General features: G+C 62.1%; 11 protein-coding genes. 1 reads left to right on the top strand and 10 read right to left on the bottom strand.

What is annotated here, in order from left to right; genetic code table 11:
- The first annotated feature begins 1,140 nt into the window (after positions 1-1,140).
- A complete protein-coding gene (locus tag NO347_RS11620) occupies positions 1,141-2,346 on the top strand; it encodes a Cdc6/Cdc18 family protein (RefSeq protein WP_121570587.1) in 1,206 nt (401 codons plus the stop codon).
- A gap of 54 nt (positions 2,347-2,400) precedes the next feature.
- Here the strand turns inward: NO347_RS11620 and NO347_RS11615 are convergent, their stop codons facing one another.
- The 10 genes from NO347_RS11615 to NO347_RS11570 all read right to left on the bottom strand — a co-directional run bounded on the left by NO347_RS11615 (position 2,401) and on the right by NO347_RS11570 (position 13,440).
- Complete coding sequence (locus NO347_RS11615; protein WP_256289745.1) at positions 2,401-3,189, bottom strand: HAD-IIA family hydrolase; 789 nt, start codon at positions 3,187-3,189, stop codon at positions 2,401-2,403.
- Positions 3,190-3,358: 169 nt separating this feature from the next.
- A complete protein-coding gene (locus NO347_RS11610) occupies positions 3,359-4,702 on the bottom strand; it encodes a hypothetical protein (RefSeq protein ID WP_256289744.1) in 1,344 nt (447 codons plus the stop codon).
- Positions 4,703-4,873: 171 nt separating this feature from the next.
- Positions 4,874-5,911 carry an ABC transporter ATP-binding protein gene (locus NO347_RS11605; RefSeq protein ID WP_121570584.1) on the bottom strand — a complete coding sequence of 346 codons (1,038 nt, stop codon included), beginning with the start codon at positions 5,909-5,911 and terminating at the stop codon, positions 4,874-4,876.
- Between the two features lie 3 nt (positions 5,912-5,914).
- Positions 5,915-6,748 (bottom strand): ABC transporter permease, encoded by an 834-nt coding sequence (locus NO347_RS11600; RefSeq protein ID WP_256289743.1) that lies wholly within the window; start codon positions 6,746-6,748, stop codon positions 5,915-5,917.
- On the bottom strand, positions 6,745-7,668 hold the full coding sequence (locus tag NO347_RS11595; RefSeq protein WP_256289742.1) for an ABC transporter permease: 924 nt from the start codon (positions 7,666-7,668) through the stop codon (positions 6,745-6,747). Before NO347_RS11595 ends, NO347_RS11600 begins: the two co-directional genes overlap by 4 nt.
- Positions 7,669-7,671: 3 nt before the next feature.
- Positions 7,672-8,889, bottom strand: a complete 1,218-nt coding sequence (locus NO347_RS11590; RefSeq protein WP_256289741.1) for an extracellular solute-binding protein — start codon at positions 8,887-8,889, stop codon at positions 7,672-7,674.
- Positions 8,890-9,202: 313 nt separating this feature from the next.
- Positions 9,203-10,777: an FGGY family carbohydrate kinase gene (locus tag NO347_RS11585; protein ID WP_256289740.1), complete on the bottom strand. Its 1,575-nt coding sequence runs from the start codon at positions 10,775-10,777 to the stop codon at positions 9,203-9,205.
- On the bottom strand, positions 10,774-11,925 hold the full coding sequence (locus NO347_RS11580; protein ID WP_256289739.1) for a Cdc6/Cdc18 family protein: 1,152 nt from the start codon (positions 11,923-11,925) through the stop codon (positions 10,774-10,776). The genes NO347_RS11585 and NO347_RS11580 overlap by 4 nt, the downstream gene beginning before the upstream one ends.
- An 80-nt stretch (positions 11,926-12,005) precedes the next feature.
- A complete protein-coding gene (locus NO347_RS11575; protein WP_484494531.1) occupies positions 12,006-12,782 on the bottom strand; it encodes a helix-turn-helix transcriptional regulator in 777 nt (258 codons plus the stop codon).
- A gap of 97 nt (positions 12,783-12,879) precedes the next feature.
- Positions 12,880-13,440 carry a TATA-box-binding protein gene (locus NO347_RS11570; protein WP_089769931.1) on the bottom strand — a complete coding sequence of 187 codons (561 nt, stop codon included), beginning with the start codon at positions 13,438-13,440 and terminating at the stop codon, positions 12,880-12,882.
- Positions 13,441-13,989 lie beyond the last annotated feature (549 nt).

Here is a 13,989-nt window from a genome sequence, read left to right as displayed (position 1 = left end):
GGGACGGTCCCGACCGGGAAACGGTTTGCGACTACGTGGGTTCGAGTTCAGCTGTTGGCGTCGACTCGAAGGGGACAGGCGAAGAGTGTGACCAGAAAACGGCGCCCACGTCCGTCAAAGCCACCCACACCGTGTTTCCGATGAAATGCCAGCGAACTGGATCCGGCGAACACCGTGTGAAGGTGAATCGCGAACACCGAGTTTCCGGTGAAACGGGGAATTGGGACCCCCTTCGAGATAGCAGTCTCGACTTGGTGGACGAGATCCTCAGTTTCTCACGGGAACACACCGTGTTTCCGGTGAAACACCAAGAAGAGTCGGATCCGAGACCGACTATTTCAGATTGAGCGTAATTAGATCGGCTTGAGTTGATAGCTATCTCCAATTTCTCCGCTACATCGTGTAGCCCCGAAAGACCGCAGACCTCACTCGCGATGTCGAGAACAGTCGAAGTGTGGCGAATTCCACGCGGAGACACACCACGTTTCCGGTGAAACCCGCTGGTAGTCCCCCTCGTCACGAGCGACGACGACCACGCATCCGCGCGTACCGAACCAATATCTGTCCTCTATAAAGCAACAAATATATACTAGATACTCGTCACCGTCCATTGACCCCAATCGAAAAGTTATAAACTAGCTTCATCGAAGTAATTCGATCGGAAACGGACCCGAGACACCGCGCCGCTTTTTCGAGCAGGTATCGGACGGACGCTCTGAGAACCCCACAGCGATACGATCAAACTTGTTCGCCGTGGAATACCGATAGCCGACGATCCCACGTATTGGCCTGTTTCAGTGCGTATCTGCGTCCTCGCTTGGGAAGTACCGTTGTCGGCCAGATTCTAACGCCTCGCCACACACCGTGTTTCCGGTGAAACTGATCCCCTGTTTCATCTGGACCTTACCCCGGTATTTCCCTCGTTCATCGGAAACGTGGTGTGTGTGTCGTCCGGTAGTCTGTCGAATCAGTCGCCGTGCCCTGTCGGAACAACGTGGCCGTCAGCCGTCGGACATAACCGTACGAAGATGCCCAGTACCACAGGATGTCGCGATGCTTCCCGAAAATGTGTCCGACAGCATCACCGTCGAACCGGGGGAAATAACAACGCATTTCACCGGAAACCCGGTGTCCTGTAGTATGCCGAACACCAGCGACGACCTCTTCACCCGAGAGGACCCCATCTTCTCCAACAAAGAGCTCTTGGAGATCAACCACCTTCCGGGGGAGGGACGGATCGTCGGTCGCGACGACGAAATCTCTGATCTGGCGGCGGCGGTCAATCCGGCGATCTTCGGTCAGAGTCCGAGCAACGTTCTCATCTACGGCAAGACGGGTACGGGTAAGTCGCTCTGTGCGAAGTACGTCTCACAGCGGTTGGTGGAAACCGCCGGCGAGGAAGACGTGAAAGCGACGTTCGCCTACGTCGACTGCGCACAGGACACGACCGAGACGCAAGCGGTCCAAACCATCGCGGACGGCGTCAACGAATCCGAAGTTACCGGAATCAAAGTCCCGGACAAGGGACTCAGCACGTCGACGTACTACAAGCGGCTGTGGCGAATCCTCGATGCACAGTACGATGTCGTCTTGATTCTGCTCGACGAGATCGACAAACTCTCCGACGACGACATTCTGATGCAACTCTCGCGGGCGGGGGAGGCCGGCAAGATCGACCAGTGCAAACTCGGCGTGATCGGCATCAGCAACAAGATCCAATACAAAGACCGGATGGACGAACGCGTCAAATCCAGCCTCTGTGAACGCGAGTTCGTCTTCCCGCCGTACGACGCCAACCAACTCCGAAACATTATGCAGGCGCGGTCGGACGCCTTCCGCGACGACGTCCTCGACCCCTCGACGATCCCGCGCGCGGCAGCGCTCGCAGCCAGAGAACACGGTGACGCCCGCAAGGCGATCGACATTCTTCGGTACGCCGGTGAGATCGCTCAATCGAAGGGCGCACAGATCGTCCGCGAGGAGTTCGTGACGCAGGCTCGCGAGCGTGCGGAGACCGATCGCTTCCGCGAACTCATCCGCGGGTCGACGCCGCACTCCCGGTACGTGTTGCAGGCCCTCGCGATCCTCTCGCTGTCGAGCGAGCGACAGGAGGGATTCCGAACGAGTCGCGTCTACGAGGTCTACGAGAACATCTGCGACGGCCAGGGCTCGGATACGCTCTCGCTACGTCGCGTCCGCGATCTGCTGAAAGAACACGCCTTCCTCGACATCATCGAGCAGTCCAAACACAGCGGCGGGAGCGCCGAGGGGAGCTACACGAAGCACCAGCTTCTGGAGGATCCTCAAGTGGTCAAAGACGTCCTGACCGAGAGCGACGACGTCTGACCGGACTTTGATTCTGAGTACACTGTCGACATCGTCGACTCCGGCGACGGACCGTCACTCCACGAGGAGACCTTCGACATCGGCGATGGAGTCGAGGACGTAATCGGGATCGACGCTCACGTCGGCGATCATTTCGCGGTCAGTCACTCCCGTGAGCACGAGGACGGTGGTCATCCCGGCACGGTCGCCCATCCGGATGTCCGTCTCGATCCGGTCGCCGACCATCAGGCAGTCGCCGGGGTCGACGCCGACCTCCCCGAGAGCCGTCTCGACCATCGTCGCGGACGGCTTCCCGAGCACCTCGTCGACGGTCTGTCCCGTCACGCCTTCGATGGCGCCGATCATCCCCGCGGCGTCCGGGATCGCACTCTTCTCAGTCGGACAGGTCCGGTCCGGATTCGTCGCCAGGAACGGCGCACCGTCTTCGAGCGTTCGGAGCGCGGTCTCGAGCGTGTCGTAGTCGAAGTGGCGGTCCATCGATGCCACGACGATGTCGCCCGGTGTCTCTGTCACTGTCGTGACGCCCGCCTCCCGGAACTCCTCGAGAAGCGGGCCTTCGCCGACGACGAACGCCGCCGCGGAAGGGAAGCGCTCGCTGACGTACTGGGCGGTTACCCACCCGGAGTTGACGACGTCGCTGCGCTCGACGTCGATGCCGAGTCGTCGCAACTTTTCGCTGTAGTCGCCGCGGCGCGCGATGGCCTTGTTCGTGAGGAACAGCACCTCTCCGACCTCCTCGCGCAGCAACTGCACGGTCTCGCCGGCACCCGGGATGAGTTTGTCGCCCAGATAGACTGTCCCATCCAGGTCCAAGATCGCGGCCTCGTGCTCGGCGATGCTCATTGGCCGTCCGGGACTGTGTGCCCGGCGAGCGCCCTCCGGTCGTCGGGCGCCTCCGAGGCCTGTACGGCCCACCTATCCGACGCTGACCGACGGAGCTGTTTGGTTACTGGAAGTATGATATGCATCAATAAAGAAATTGATGACCAAATTACAATAATCTTTGGCTGCGCTAGCGCTCGGCCTCGACGTACGGGTTCGGCGCCACCGTGGCGCTGATCTCCGTCTGCGTGTGCGATTCGACTTTGGGGTTCGGCGATTCACCGCCCGGTTCACCCCACACCAGCGTCACCTCGGTTCCAGGTTCGCTGTACTCCTCGTCGACGAGTGCCAGCGACAGGACGGCACGCTCGTTGTAGGTGTAGCCGAAGTACTTCGAGAGACCGACGGTCTCACCGCCTCTCAGGACCTCGTCGTAGTGGAAGACCGCCCAGTAGGGCATCGAGAGGTCGAAGTACTTGTACGTCTCTCCGTCTCGCAGTAACGACGCAAACAGGTCGATGACGTCGTCGTCGTCCCAGACGAGCGTTACTTTCTGGCGCTGCGACGCCTCTGCCATTTCCGCGAGCGCGTCTCTGCCGGGGAAGTCGCGGGCGAAATCGACGAATCGCTCGTATCCGAGTTCGATCGGATTCAGGTAGTACTCGGATACGTCGTCGGCGGCGAAACTCCCGCCGAGCGTGCTGCTCGCCTCGTAGCTGTCCCCGTCCAGCCACTCCCGATACTCCACCATCTCGTCGCCGAAGATCGCGGGGAGCGGACGGGCGATCCAGCCTTTCTCAGAGCCCTGCGCCTTGTAGCTCTTCTCGCCGAGTTGGCGGAGGCCGTGGTCCTCGCCGGCGTCGAGGATCGTCTTTCGAACGGTCTCGCTCGCCTCCCACGGCCCCCAGATCTCGAAGCCGACGTCCGACGCCATCGAGTGTTTCAACGCGCGCACGTCGACGCCTGCGATCGTCACCTCGTCGAAATTGAAGAACGGAATCTCCGGGAGCGACCCCTCGACTGCGGCTCTCATCACGTCGAGTGCGTTCGGCCCCTGTAGCTGATACCGGAAGGTTCTGTGCGGTTCGTCCTTGTCGTGATACCGCTCGTCCGCTGTCGCGACCGCGTCGTAATCGCCCGTTTCGAGGTTGTACTCGACCCAGTTCGGCGCGATCGGTGTGCCGGTGAGTTTCAACCGCTCGTCGTCGAGGTAAAACAGGATCGCGTCGCCGATCAGGTAGCCGTCGGTGTTGCAGGCGACGAACTGTTTGGCCTGACCGGGCTCGAACCCCTCGAAGTCGTTGGCTCCGAGGTCGACGAAGACGGCCAGCGCGTCGGGCCCCTCGACGTAGAGGTCTTTCTGGTGGTGAGAGAGGTCCGACAGGCTGCACGTCTCTCGCCAGCTCCGTTCCTCCTCGATCCAGTTCGTGTGCTCGCTGGGAACCGGATAGGGGTGTCGTCCCCGGTTTTCACGGAGCAAGTCCATCGGACTACCTGCCGCGTCCAGCGCGTCTTCGAGGCTTGGATCAGTCATTTGCCCAACAAACATCTTCTCGGGTCGTCATCTTAAAAATTACCTCCAATCTGGGTAGTGACAGTAAATAAGTGGCGCTAGATGGCACTCGGCGTCCCCCCACAGCCATCTGGCCGCTCTTCTACATCCATCTGGCCGCTCTTCCACAGCCATCTGGTCGTTCCTCCCCAGTCACTTGGTCGAGCGGATGACGTGGAGCGTCTCCGGATCGAAGCCGACCGACAGGGTGTCGCCCGTCTCGACGTTCGTCAGCGACCGATCCAGTTGGAGTGTCAGTTCTTGGCCGTCAGCAAGCGTCCCCGTCGCCTGGATGTGCTCGCCCTGATAGAACAGGTTCGTCACTTCGACGGCGGCGTCGCCTTCACCGTCGCCGACGCGGATGTCGTCCGGGCGAACGAGAACCGTCACGTCGCCGCTCGACCGGAGTCCGTCGGGCGCGTCGACGTCGCCGAATCCGAACGAGATCCGCCCGTCAGTGACCGTCGCATCGAGCAGATTCGCGGTGCCGATGAAGCCCGCGACGAACTCGTTTGCCGGCTCCTCGTAGATCTCGGCCGGCGTGCCGATCTGTTCGAGGTGGCCGTCGTTCATCACGGCGATCCGATCGCACATCGACATCGCCTGCTCTTGATCGTGCGTGACGTACAACGTCGTCACGCCGAGATCGTCGAGCAACTGGCCGAGCTCTTGCCGTAAGGTCTGTTTCAGCTTCGCGTCGAGCCCCGTCATCGGCTCGTCGAGCAGCAGAATCCGGGGCTCGATCGCGAGCGCGCGGGCGAGGCCGACGCGTTGCTGCTGGCCGCCCGAGAGTGTCTGGGGGTCGCGGTCGGCCAACTCCTCGATGTCGAGGAGTTCGAGTAGTTCACGCGCGCGCTCTCGGCGTTCAGCTTTGCCGACGCCGTGCATCTTCGGCCCGAACGTGACGTTCCCGAGCACGCTCATATTGTTGAACAGCGCGTAGGACTGAAAGACCAAGCCGACGTTTCGATTCTCCGGCGGGACGGGCGTGACGTCCTCGTCGTCGTAGCGGATCGTCCCGTCGGTGGCGGTCTCGAAGCCGGCGACGAGCCGGAGCGCCGTCGTCTTGCCACAGCCGGACGGGCCGACGATTCCCATGACTTCGCCGTCGGCGATGTCGATCGAGACGTCGTCGACGGCGACTGTCGAATCGAAGCGTTTCGTGACGTTTTCGAGTGAGACTTTTGCCATTCGTTAGACCCTCCGAATCGTCCCTCTGTTACCGACGATCTGCAGCGAGACCGTGACCAGTGCGATGAGCAGGAAGAACACCGAGACGGCCGCGGCCGCGTTCAGGAACGAGGCGTTCGTGATGTTGTTGAACAGGAAGATCGCGAGCGGCGGCGTCCCGCGAGAGTAGACGATGTACGAGAAGTTGAACTCCGCGGCCGCGAGCGTCCAGGAGATGATCGAGCCGGCGATGATGCCCGTCCGGGCGTTCGGGACGATCACCGTGAGGAACGTGCGCGGCCACGACGCACCGAGCGAGCGGGCGCTCTCTTCGATCTGTTGGAGATCCATCGACTGAAAACTCGACTGCACCGCCATCACCATATACGGTGCTTTCAGTAGCGAGTAGCCGATAATCAGGGCGATGCCGGACGTCGAGAGGTCCGGGTACGTCCGGAGGAAGGCCACACCCAGGATGATCCCGGGCGCCAGCGGGAGAATCGCGAAGACGTTGACCCAGTCTCGCCCCCAGAAGTCGTAGCGTGCGACCGCGTACGCGATCGGCACGCCGACGATGAGGTTGATGACGACTCCACCGAGAGCGAGCCCGGTACTGTACGCCAGCGAGGACCCGACTGCGACGTCGGCACCGACGCCGGTACCGACGATGACGTCTTCCCAGTTCTGTATCGTGACGAAGCCGCTGGGGAAGACGCCGAACCAATCGGAGGCGAACGAACTGACGAACGTCATCACGACCGGGAACGCGAGGAAGACGAGCGTCAGCACCAACACGAGTTTGACGACTGGCCGGCCGAAGCGGGCAGAGAGGCTGCCCCGTTGGAATCGTTCGGTCATATGCTCACCTCCGCACTGGTGTACCGAAGTGCGAACACCGTGAACCCGAACACAAAGACGAACCAGATCGTCGCCATCGCCGAGGCCTGCGCGATGTTGAAGCCCTGGGCGAGTTCACGGTCGATCTGGAGCGTCCAGACGAGCAGCCCCTTCAGGATCAGGACGGTTCCGAAGATGGCGAGTCCGGTCCGGAACACGAGGATGAACGCGCCGATCAAACCCGGTTTGATCTGCGGGAGCGTCACGTAGCGGAACGTCTGGAGGGGCGTCGCTCCCAACACGCGGGCCGCCTCCTCGGCGTCCGTGTTAATCTCCGAGTAGGTTCCACGGAGCAACAGGAGCGCGCGCGGGATCATCGAGTAGAGGTACGCGAAGAACAGCCCCAACACGCCTGTCGAGATGGCAACGTCGATCCGCGATTGCCCCGACAGGAACGCGAGGAGGTTGGTGAACACGCCCGTGTTTCCGAACAGGATGATGATCATAAACGCCGCGACGATCCCGGGGAGGCTGTTCGGGAACGACAGGATCGTCAGGATCACCGACTTCGCGGGGAGCGCGTACTTTTCGAGCGCGTGCGCCACGGGGACGGCGATGCTGATCGACGCGACCGTCGTCGCGGCCGCGAACCACAGCGTGTTGAAGGCGATGTTCCGATAGTACGGATCGTTCACCATCGTCCGATAGTACTCGAGGGTGAAGCCCTCGGTCACGAGCCGACTTTCGGAGAAACTGATTCGAAACATCTCCGTCAGCGGGAAGACGCCGGAGAACACCAAGAGCACAGAGAACGGCAGACAGAGGGCGACGATGCGCCGTATCTCCCGCTGTCGCTCGGACGTCGGGGACACTACCGATCCGACGGCGGTCCGGACTGCACCCGTCGCCCGCGTGCCCATCGATACTTGATCGGCCGCCATCGCTTACAGGCTGGCTCCGCGCGTGATGTCCTGGATGATCGTCTCCTGGTTTTCGACCAGCGCCGACTGATCGACAGTGAACTGTGTCTTGTCGTATCGGCTCTGCGGCGGGAATTCGTCGGGCATATCCATCTCCGAGGCCCGGATCGGCCGCGCGTACGCCTTGAGGAACTTCCGCTGGCCTTCCAGCGAGAGCACGTAGTCCATGAATTTCTTCACCGCCTCTGGATTCGGTGCGTTCGCCAGCATCGCGTAGCCGTACAGCGCGTTGAACGCGCCGGCCTCCCCGTTCGGCCCTTCGAGGAGCGCGACGCCGACGTTCTCCTCGGCGATGTCCTCGACGTTGTACTTCAGATCCAGCCCCGAGTAGTCGTAGCGGATGAACGAGCCGTACTCGCCGCTCGTGAACTGCGCCAGGAAGTTGTCGGTGAACTCCGCACCCCCTTCCTGGATCTCGTTGTAGTAGTCGATCACCGGTTGGACGTCGTCGAGGGACCCGCCGTAGGCGTTGTTGATCGAGAGGGCCGCTGCGAGCCCGACGGCCGCCTGCGGCGTCTGCAGCGCGAGGTCCTGCATAATGTCTGGGTGCTTCAGGTCCTCCCAGGTCTGCGGTTCGTCGAGTCCGCGCTCCTCGAAGAGGTCCTTCCGGTAGGTGAGCGCCGTCGTCACCTTCCGCGTCCCCGTACAGTGGCCGTTGTCGGTCTTCGCGCTGTCGGGGACTTTGTCCCAGTTCGCCGGCTTGTACGCCTGAGTCAATCCGTCCTGCATCGCCTGGATTGCGTAGGTGTACCCGCCGTTGAACGCCGAGTGCGTGGGGTTCTGCGCGTGCGAGCGGGCGTCCTGTAGCGCCTCACCCGACGACCGGTCGTCGTCGTTGAGCTGGACGCCGTACTGCTCTTTGAACGCTTGCATTACCTCCGGCCAGTTCATCCACCCCGACTGAACCGCGTACACGTACAGTTTCTCGTCGGTCGGGAAAGCGTCCGAACAGACGGTCGTCTGGGAGTCGCCGTAGCCGACCTCGTAGGTCTCACCCGAGCAACTCCCGCTCCCCCCAGAGGTGCCGTCGCCTCCCGTACCCGTCGTCCCGCCGGTGTCGCCGTCCCCAGTACCGCTTCCACTGTCGCCGCCACTGAGGCACCCAGCGAGACTCCCGCCGAGGACTGCACCGCCCGATGCGAGGATCTTGCGTCGCGTCGCGGAGTCTTTCATTGAGAACATAGCTACCAGCAATAAAGGTATTGACGAGAAATTGCAATAAATCTTTGGTGAATAAATATAATACATAGGTGTATGTTACTCGGCATCTCCGAAAATAGCGCTATTAATCGCTGAGACGGTCATTTATTCGTTCAGTACACAATGTTACCGGACGATATTTTGCGGCAGTCGGCTGTCTTGAGGATTGCTCGCGTTGCCGTGCTCCGCCTGCTACTGATCCAGTGTATGCATCTAAAACCGTCTTGGAACTTCTATCGAGTGGAACATCCCCTTCTAAATAGATTATTCGTGGCTTGCCTATCGAAGATAAATATTACCGCATGCCGTGGCACCTGACGACGGCGTCGACGACGTCGCCCCAGTTCTGGTACGCCGTCTCGACTGCACTCGCGTCCCCGGACGGCGTGAACGCCCGCCCGGTCGGTTGACAGGGCGCGAGGTCGTCGAGCGAATCCCACACGCCTGTCGCGAGACCCGCCGCGAATCCCGCGCCCAACGCCGTCGTCTGCGTCACGCTCGAGCGAACCAGTCGCCGATCGAGGAGATCCGCCTGCCACTGCGCGAACTCGTCGTCCTGGATTGCGCCGCCGTCGACGAGGAGGGGACGCTGTTCGATTCCAGTCGTGGCTTCGGCCGTTTCGAGGACTGTCCGCGTCCCGAACGCGATCGCCTCCACGGCCGCTCGCAGTACGTCGTCGGGGTCGGTTTCTCTGCGTAGCCCGAACACTCCCGCCCGGAGGTCCGGCACCCAGTGGGGTGCACCGAGACCGCCGAAGCCCGGAACGAGCTGCAGATCTCCCGGCGACTCCGTGCTATCGAGTTCTGCGAGTCCGCTCGCGTCTTCGAGCAGCCCGATCGTCCGGAGCCACTCCAACACCGCGCCCGTGGCGAATACCGGCCCTTCGAGCCCGTAGCGTGGTTCCGCACCCGCCCGCTGAAACCAGATCGTCGTCAGAAGGTCGCCGTCGGCCGCGACCGGATCGCTCCCGGTGTTCTGGAGGAAGAAATTCCCCGTTCCGTAGGTGACTTTGGCGTCGCCCTCGCCGCACGCGACTCGTCCGAGGAGCGCCGCTTGCTGGTCGCCCATCACGCCCGTCACGGGAACGGCAGCGTTGAGGATCCCGTTCGGATCGGTCGTGCCGAACCCCGACGGGTCGCTGGAAGCGTGTACCGCAGGCAACGCCGCTCGCGGCACGTCGAACAGGTCCAAGAGGTCGTCGTCCCACTGCAACTCGTGGATGTCGAACAGCATCGTCTGGGCAGCGTTGGTGACGTCCGTCGCGTGTGTGCCCGTGAGATTGTAGAGGAGCCACGAGTCGACGGTGCCGAGAAGCACCTCGCCGGCTTCCGCCCGTTCACGGAGGCCGCTCTGGTCGTCACTGCCGCGGTGCAGACGGCTGCTGCCCCCTTCGTGGCGGTCGCCTTCGTCGCCGCACCGACCGCGACCGTGATCGAGGAGCCATTTGGCGTTGGGCGCGGCGAAGTACGGGTCCGGTTCGAGCCCGGTTCGCTCGCGGATCAACCGCCGCTCCTCGTCAGTCAGCTCCGTGATCTGCTCGGTCGTCCGCCGGTCGCGCCAACTGATCGCGTTCGTGACCGGCGTTCCGGACTCCGCCTCCCACAGCAGCACCGTCTGGCGCTGACTCGACACGCCGAGCGCACGCAGCGCCCTCGCCGAGTCGACATCGGCCTGCACCAGTCCGCGCCGGATCGCGTCGGTCGCACAGCCCCACAGTTTGAGGGGGTCGTACTCGACGCGGTCGCCCTCGCGTGTCGTCGGACGATGACTGGTGAACGCCTCCGAGGTCGGATCGCCGCGTTCGTCGAAGACGACGAATCTGGTTCCGCTCGTCCCCTGATCCAGCGCGCCGATGTAGGTCGTGCTCATCCGCCTTGCAGTGCGGTAAGCAGTCGGGGGGCGAAGTTCAGCGCGACGCCGCTCGGTCGTCGCCCGGCCACCTGGGCGCCGACGGAGACTTCCCGCCGTTCCAGAACGCCGAACTGCGCGAGTTCGTACAGTAGTCGTTTGACCGTCCCGTGAGTCAGGTCGGTCCGCTCGGCGATCTGCTCGGCCGCGGTCTCGATCCGCGCCTCGCCGTCGAGTGAGAGTTCCAGTAGCTGGTCGAGAACCAGTCGTTCGTTGTCCGAGAGTGCCAGCACTTGCCCGATCGGGACGCCGTCTCTCGGTACGGCCGCTCTCCCGGCGTCGATGTCCTCGTCGCGGAGCCGCGTTGCCCCGTCGGTTTCCGCGTTGCTCGCGGCGAGGAACAGGGCCGCGAGCGCGTTGTGAGCGTCGCCGTCGGCCCAGTCTGCAAGTCGCTGTGCGTGAACGTGATCGAGTGTCTGTGAGAGCCCTCTGGACCCGCGGACTGTCAGGATGTCGACGAGTTCGTACGTGTACGCGGGCACGTGGATCTGCTGTTCCGGCAGTGGGAGCGACAGTTTCTCGGGCGACGTCCGGCCGACACCGATCCACGCGAGGTCTTCGAACGGCTCGAAGAACGTATAGAGGTCCGCCAGATCGACTGTCGTCTGTTCTCCGAGGTGATCGACGGCGACCAGTACGGTTTCGCTCGCGGCCGTGACAGTCTCGATCCGCTCGCGCAGCGCATCGGTGCTCACCCCGCGTCTCGGGACCGACTCTACGAGGAGACTGTCGAGCAGCTCCCGATAGAGTCGAAAGCGGCTCGCGGCCCGCCGTGCGTCGAGATAGACGACACGGACGTCGTCGCGGTCGCTTCCGCTCCGGGTGGCAGTGTAGAACGGGTCGTGGGCACTCATCTCCGTATCGAGCACCGATACGAGCGCGGTCACGATGGCCGACTTTCCGGAGCCCTGTGGACCCCAGACGTAGGTGTTCGGCGGCACGGCGTGATCGAAAAGTGGGTCGATCGCGTCCAGTAAGGCCTCGAAGAGGGTTTCTCGGCCGACCGGCTCGGAGAGATGCATCGCGGGATTCAGCGAGTCGCGATCGACGATAAGCTCGTTGTTGCTGCTCCGGTTTCGGCGGCGTTCGATGCGTTCTGTGAGATCCATAGGACTCTCTGACGCTATGCAGTATACACGGGAGTGTGGGTAAAACACTTTTTCCCGGTTGCAGGGCGATTTCTCCGGATTTAGTCCCACTCTGTCGCGTTCGCTCGAACGCGTGCGAACGCCTCAGTCACCCACTCGACGAACCCGGCTTCTGCACTGTCCGCACTCGCAACGAGGTTTCCGTGCTCGTCGTAGGCACCCAGATAGGCGTGTCCGTCGACGAGGAGGAGTCCGAACTCCAGCGGCTCCTGTGACACGTACAGCGTGAATCCGTCCAGGCCTTTCGCCCGCTCGAGCGACTCCGGATACTCCGTAGCGGAGGTCTGCAGCACGTCCTTATCGACGATTAGTTCCACCTGGGTCTCCGGTCCGATGACGCTGCCAGCAGCCTCGTTGAAAACGCGGCTCACGATCGGTGTAACCCCACGGAACTGCTCTACGGGTTCGTCTCCCACAATGGCGAGAAACCGGTCGATAGGTGCGTGCGGATTCTCCGCTGTCGACTGGGCGTACGTCGTCCCCGATAGCGTCTCACACTCTATCTCCTCGGCGGTCCCACGCAGATTCGAGAGGAGATGTTCGAAGCGGTTGGCGACGTCCATACACTCCTCGAACTCGTCGTAACTTCTCGCGACGAGTTCCCCCGCACGCGTGAGACGATATCCGTCGCTCGTGGATACCTTCTCGGCCCACCCGCGTTCGACGAACGCCGTGACCGCACGCTGGGCGGTCTCACGGGCACACGAGCATTCCGCAGCCAGTTCGCTCGGGCGGTGCTCGCCCGAACGAAGCGCTCGTAGCACGGCTATCCGGATCTCGGATCCGGTCAAAAACGCGACATCCTCGCGCGCGGTCATTCGATCAAAACGTTATACTGCAGCTGTCATTACGCTGTCGCTCCTCGTCGGCTCCCACCCGTCGGCGGCCGCCGCGTTGCGTTCCGGTTCGAGTCTGTTATCCGAGCAGGCCCAGATCGTCGATGCGCTTGACGATCTCTTCGACGGCGGTCTTCGCGTCGTCGGTCCGCTTCCCGCCGGTGATGACGATCTTTCCGGACCCGAAGAGCAGGATGACGACTTCGGGCTCGTCCATCCGGTAGACGAGACCGGGGAACTGCTCGGGCTCGTACTCGACGTCTTCGAGGCCCAGACCGATCGCGAGCGCGTTTAGGTTCAGGTTGTGACCGAGGTCGGCGCTGGAGACGATGTTCTGGACGGTGATCTCGGGGTCCTCGTCGACCGGGATGCTGAGGCCACGGAGCTTCTCGAAGATAATTCCGAGCGCCTCGTGGACGTCGTCGATGCTCTTTGCGCCCGTACAGACGATCTTCCCCGAACGGAAGATCAGGGCCGCTGCCTTCGGCTCCTGCGTTCGGTAGACGAGCCCTGGGAAGTTGTCCGGGTTGAAGTCGGCTCCGGGGAGGTCCTCGGCGAGAGCTTCGAGATCGAGCTCTTGGCCGATACCGGTCGATGCGACAACGTTCTGAATCTCGATGGAATCTGCCGGCGCACTCATACTCTGTCGGATTATCTCTGCCCTCCCTTATAAAGGCCCCCGTTATAAAGAGGGTCGGTTCGCTCGTCTCCGGCTATCCGGGAGTCGGTCGTTGCCAATTACTTGTTTCACGTGCGCTCGCGCGTGACCAGTCGTCGATCCCGTCAAAATACCAAGTGGTCGAACGTCCAGCCTACCGTACACTACCAGGATGTTGTTAGACGAACACACATATCTAACACCATTTTTCGAAAATCGTTCGGAATCAACGAGGTTAAGTACAACCCACGCATCAGACAGTAATGCGAAGAACACTACGCGACTGCGGGCGGTTGAACTCCGTCCGCGCTCGCATTCCGACGTCCGTGGCGATCGACGCCGCGGGGCGAAACGGATTCAATGGGTTTATACCCATCCGACGTTTCGCTTGAGTCGGACACGGAATGAGGATTCCACCCCTGCGGTCCGCCGTACAGATGGGATCTGATGTTAGCCTTGATGGTTCGGTGACACCTGTCTGGTGTCCACTGAACCACGAACGGACCACGCAATGATATATGGTGATCTCCC

The sequence above is a fragment of the Halobellus inordinatus genome (assembly GCF_024464655.1).
GTDB classification, from domain to species: domain Archaea; phylum Halobacteriota; class Halobacteria; order Halobacteriales; family Haloferacaceae; genus Haloquadratum; species Haloquadratum inordinatus.
This window is presented reverse-complemented; position numbering and strand designations above follow the sequence as displayed.

Excerpts from the sequence above, each read along its gene's own strand:
- NO347_RS11620 (WP_121570587.1), top strand. The coding sequence starts at position 1,141 with ATGCCGAACACCAGCGACGACCTCTTCACCCGAGAGGACCCCATCTTC.
- NO347_RS11615 (WP_256289745.1), bottom strand. The coding sequence starts at position 3,189 with ATGAGCATCGCCGAGCACGAGGCCGCGATCTTGGACCTGGATGGGACA.
- NO347_RS11610 (WP_256289744.1), bottom strand. The coding sequence starts at position 4,702 with ATGACTGATCCAAGCCTCGAAGACGCGCTGGACGCGGCAGGTAGTCCG.
- NO347_RS11605 (WP_121570584.1), bottom strand. The coding sequence starts at position 5,911 with ATGGCAAAAGTCTCACTCGAAAACGTCACGAAACGCTTCGATTCGACA.
- NO347_RS11600 (WP_256289743.1), bottom strand. The coding sequence starts at position 6,748 with ATGACCGAACGATTCCAACGGGGCAGCCTCTCTGCCCGCTTCGGCCGG.
- NO347_RS11595 (WP_256289742.1), bottom strand. The coding sequence starts at position 7,668 with ATGGCGGCCGATCAAGTATCGATGGGCACGCGGGCGACGGGTGCAGTC.
- NO347_RS11590 (WP_256289741.1), bottom strand. The coding sequence starts at position 8,889 with ATGTTCTCAATGAAAGACTCCGCGACGCGACGCAAGATCCTCGCATCG.
- NO347_RS11585 (WP_256289740.1), bottom strand. The coding sequence starts at position 10,777 with ATGAGCACGACCTACATCGGCGCGCTGGATCAGGGGACGAGCGGAACC.
- NO347_RS11580 (WP_256289739.1), bottom strand. The coding sequence starts at position 11,925 with ATGGATCTCACAGAACGCATCGAACGCCGCCGAAACCGGAGCAGCAAC.
- NO347_RS11575 (WP_484494531.1), bottom strand. The coding sequence starts at position 12,782 with ATGACCGCGCGCGAGGATGTCGCGTTTTTGACCGGATCCGAGATCCGG.
- NO347_RS11570 (WP_089769931.1), bottom strand. The coding sequence starts at position 13,440 with ATGAGTGCGCCGGCAGATTCCATCGAGATTCAGAACGTTGTCGCATCG.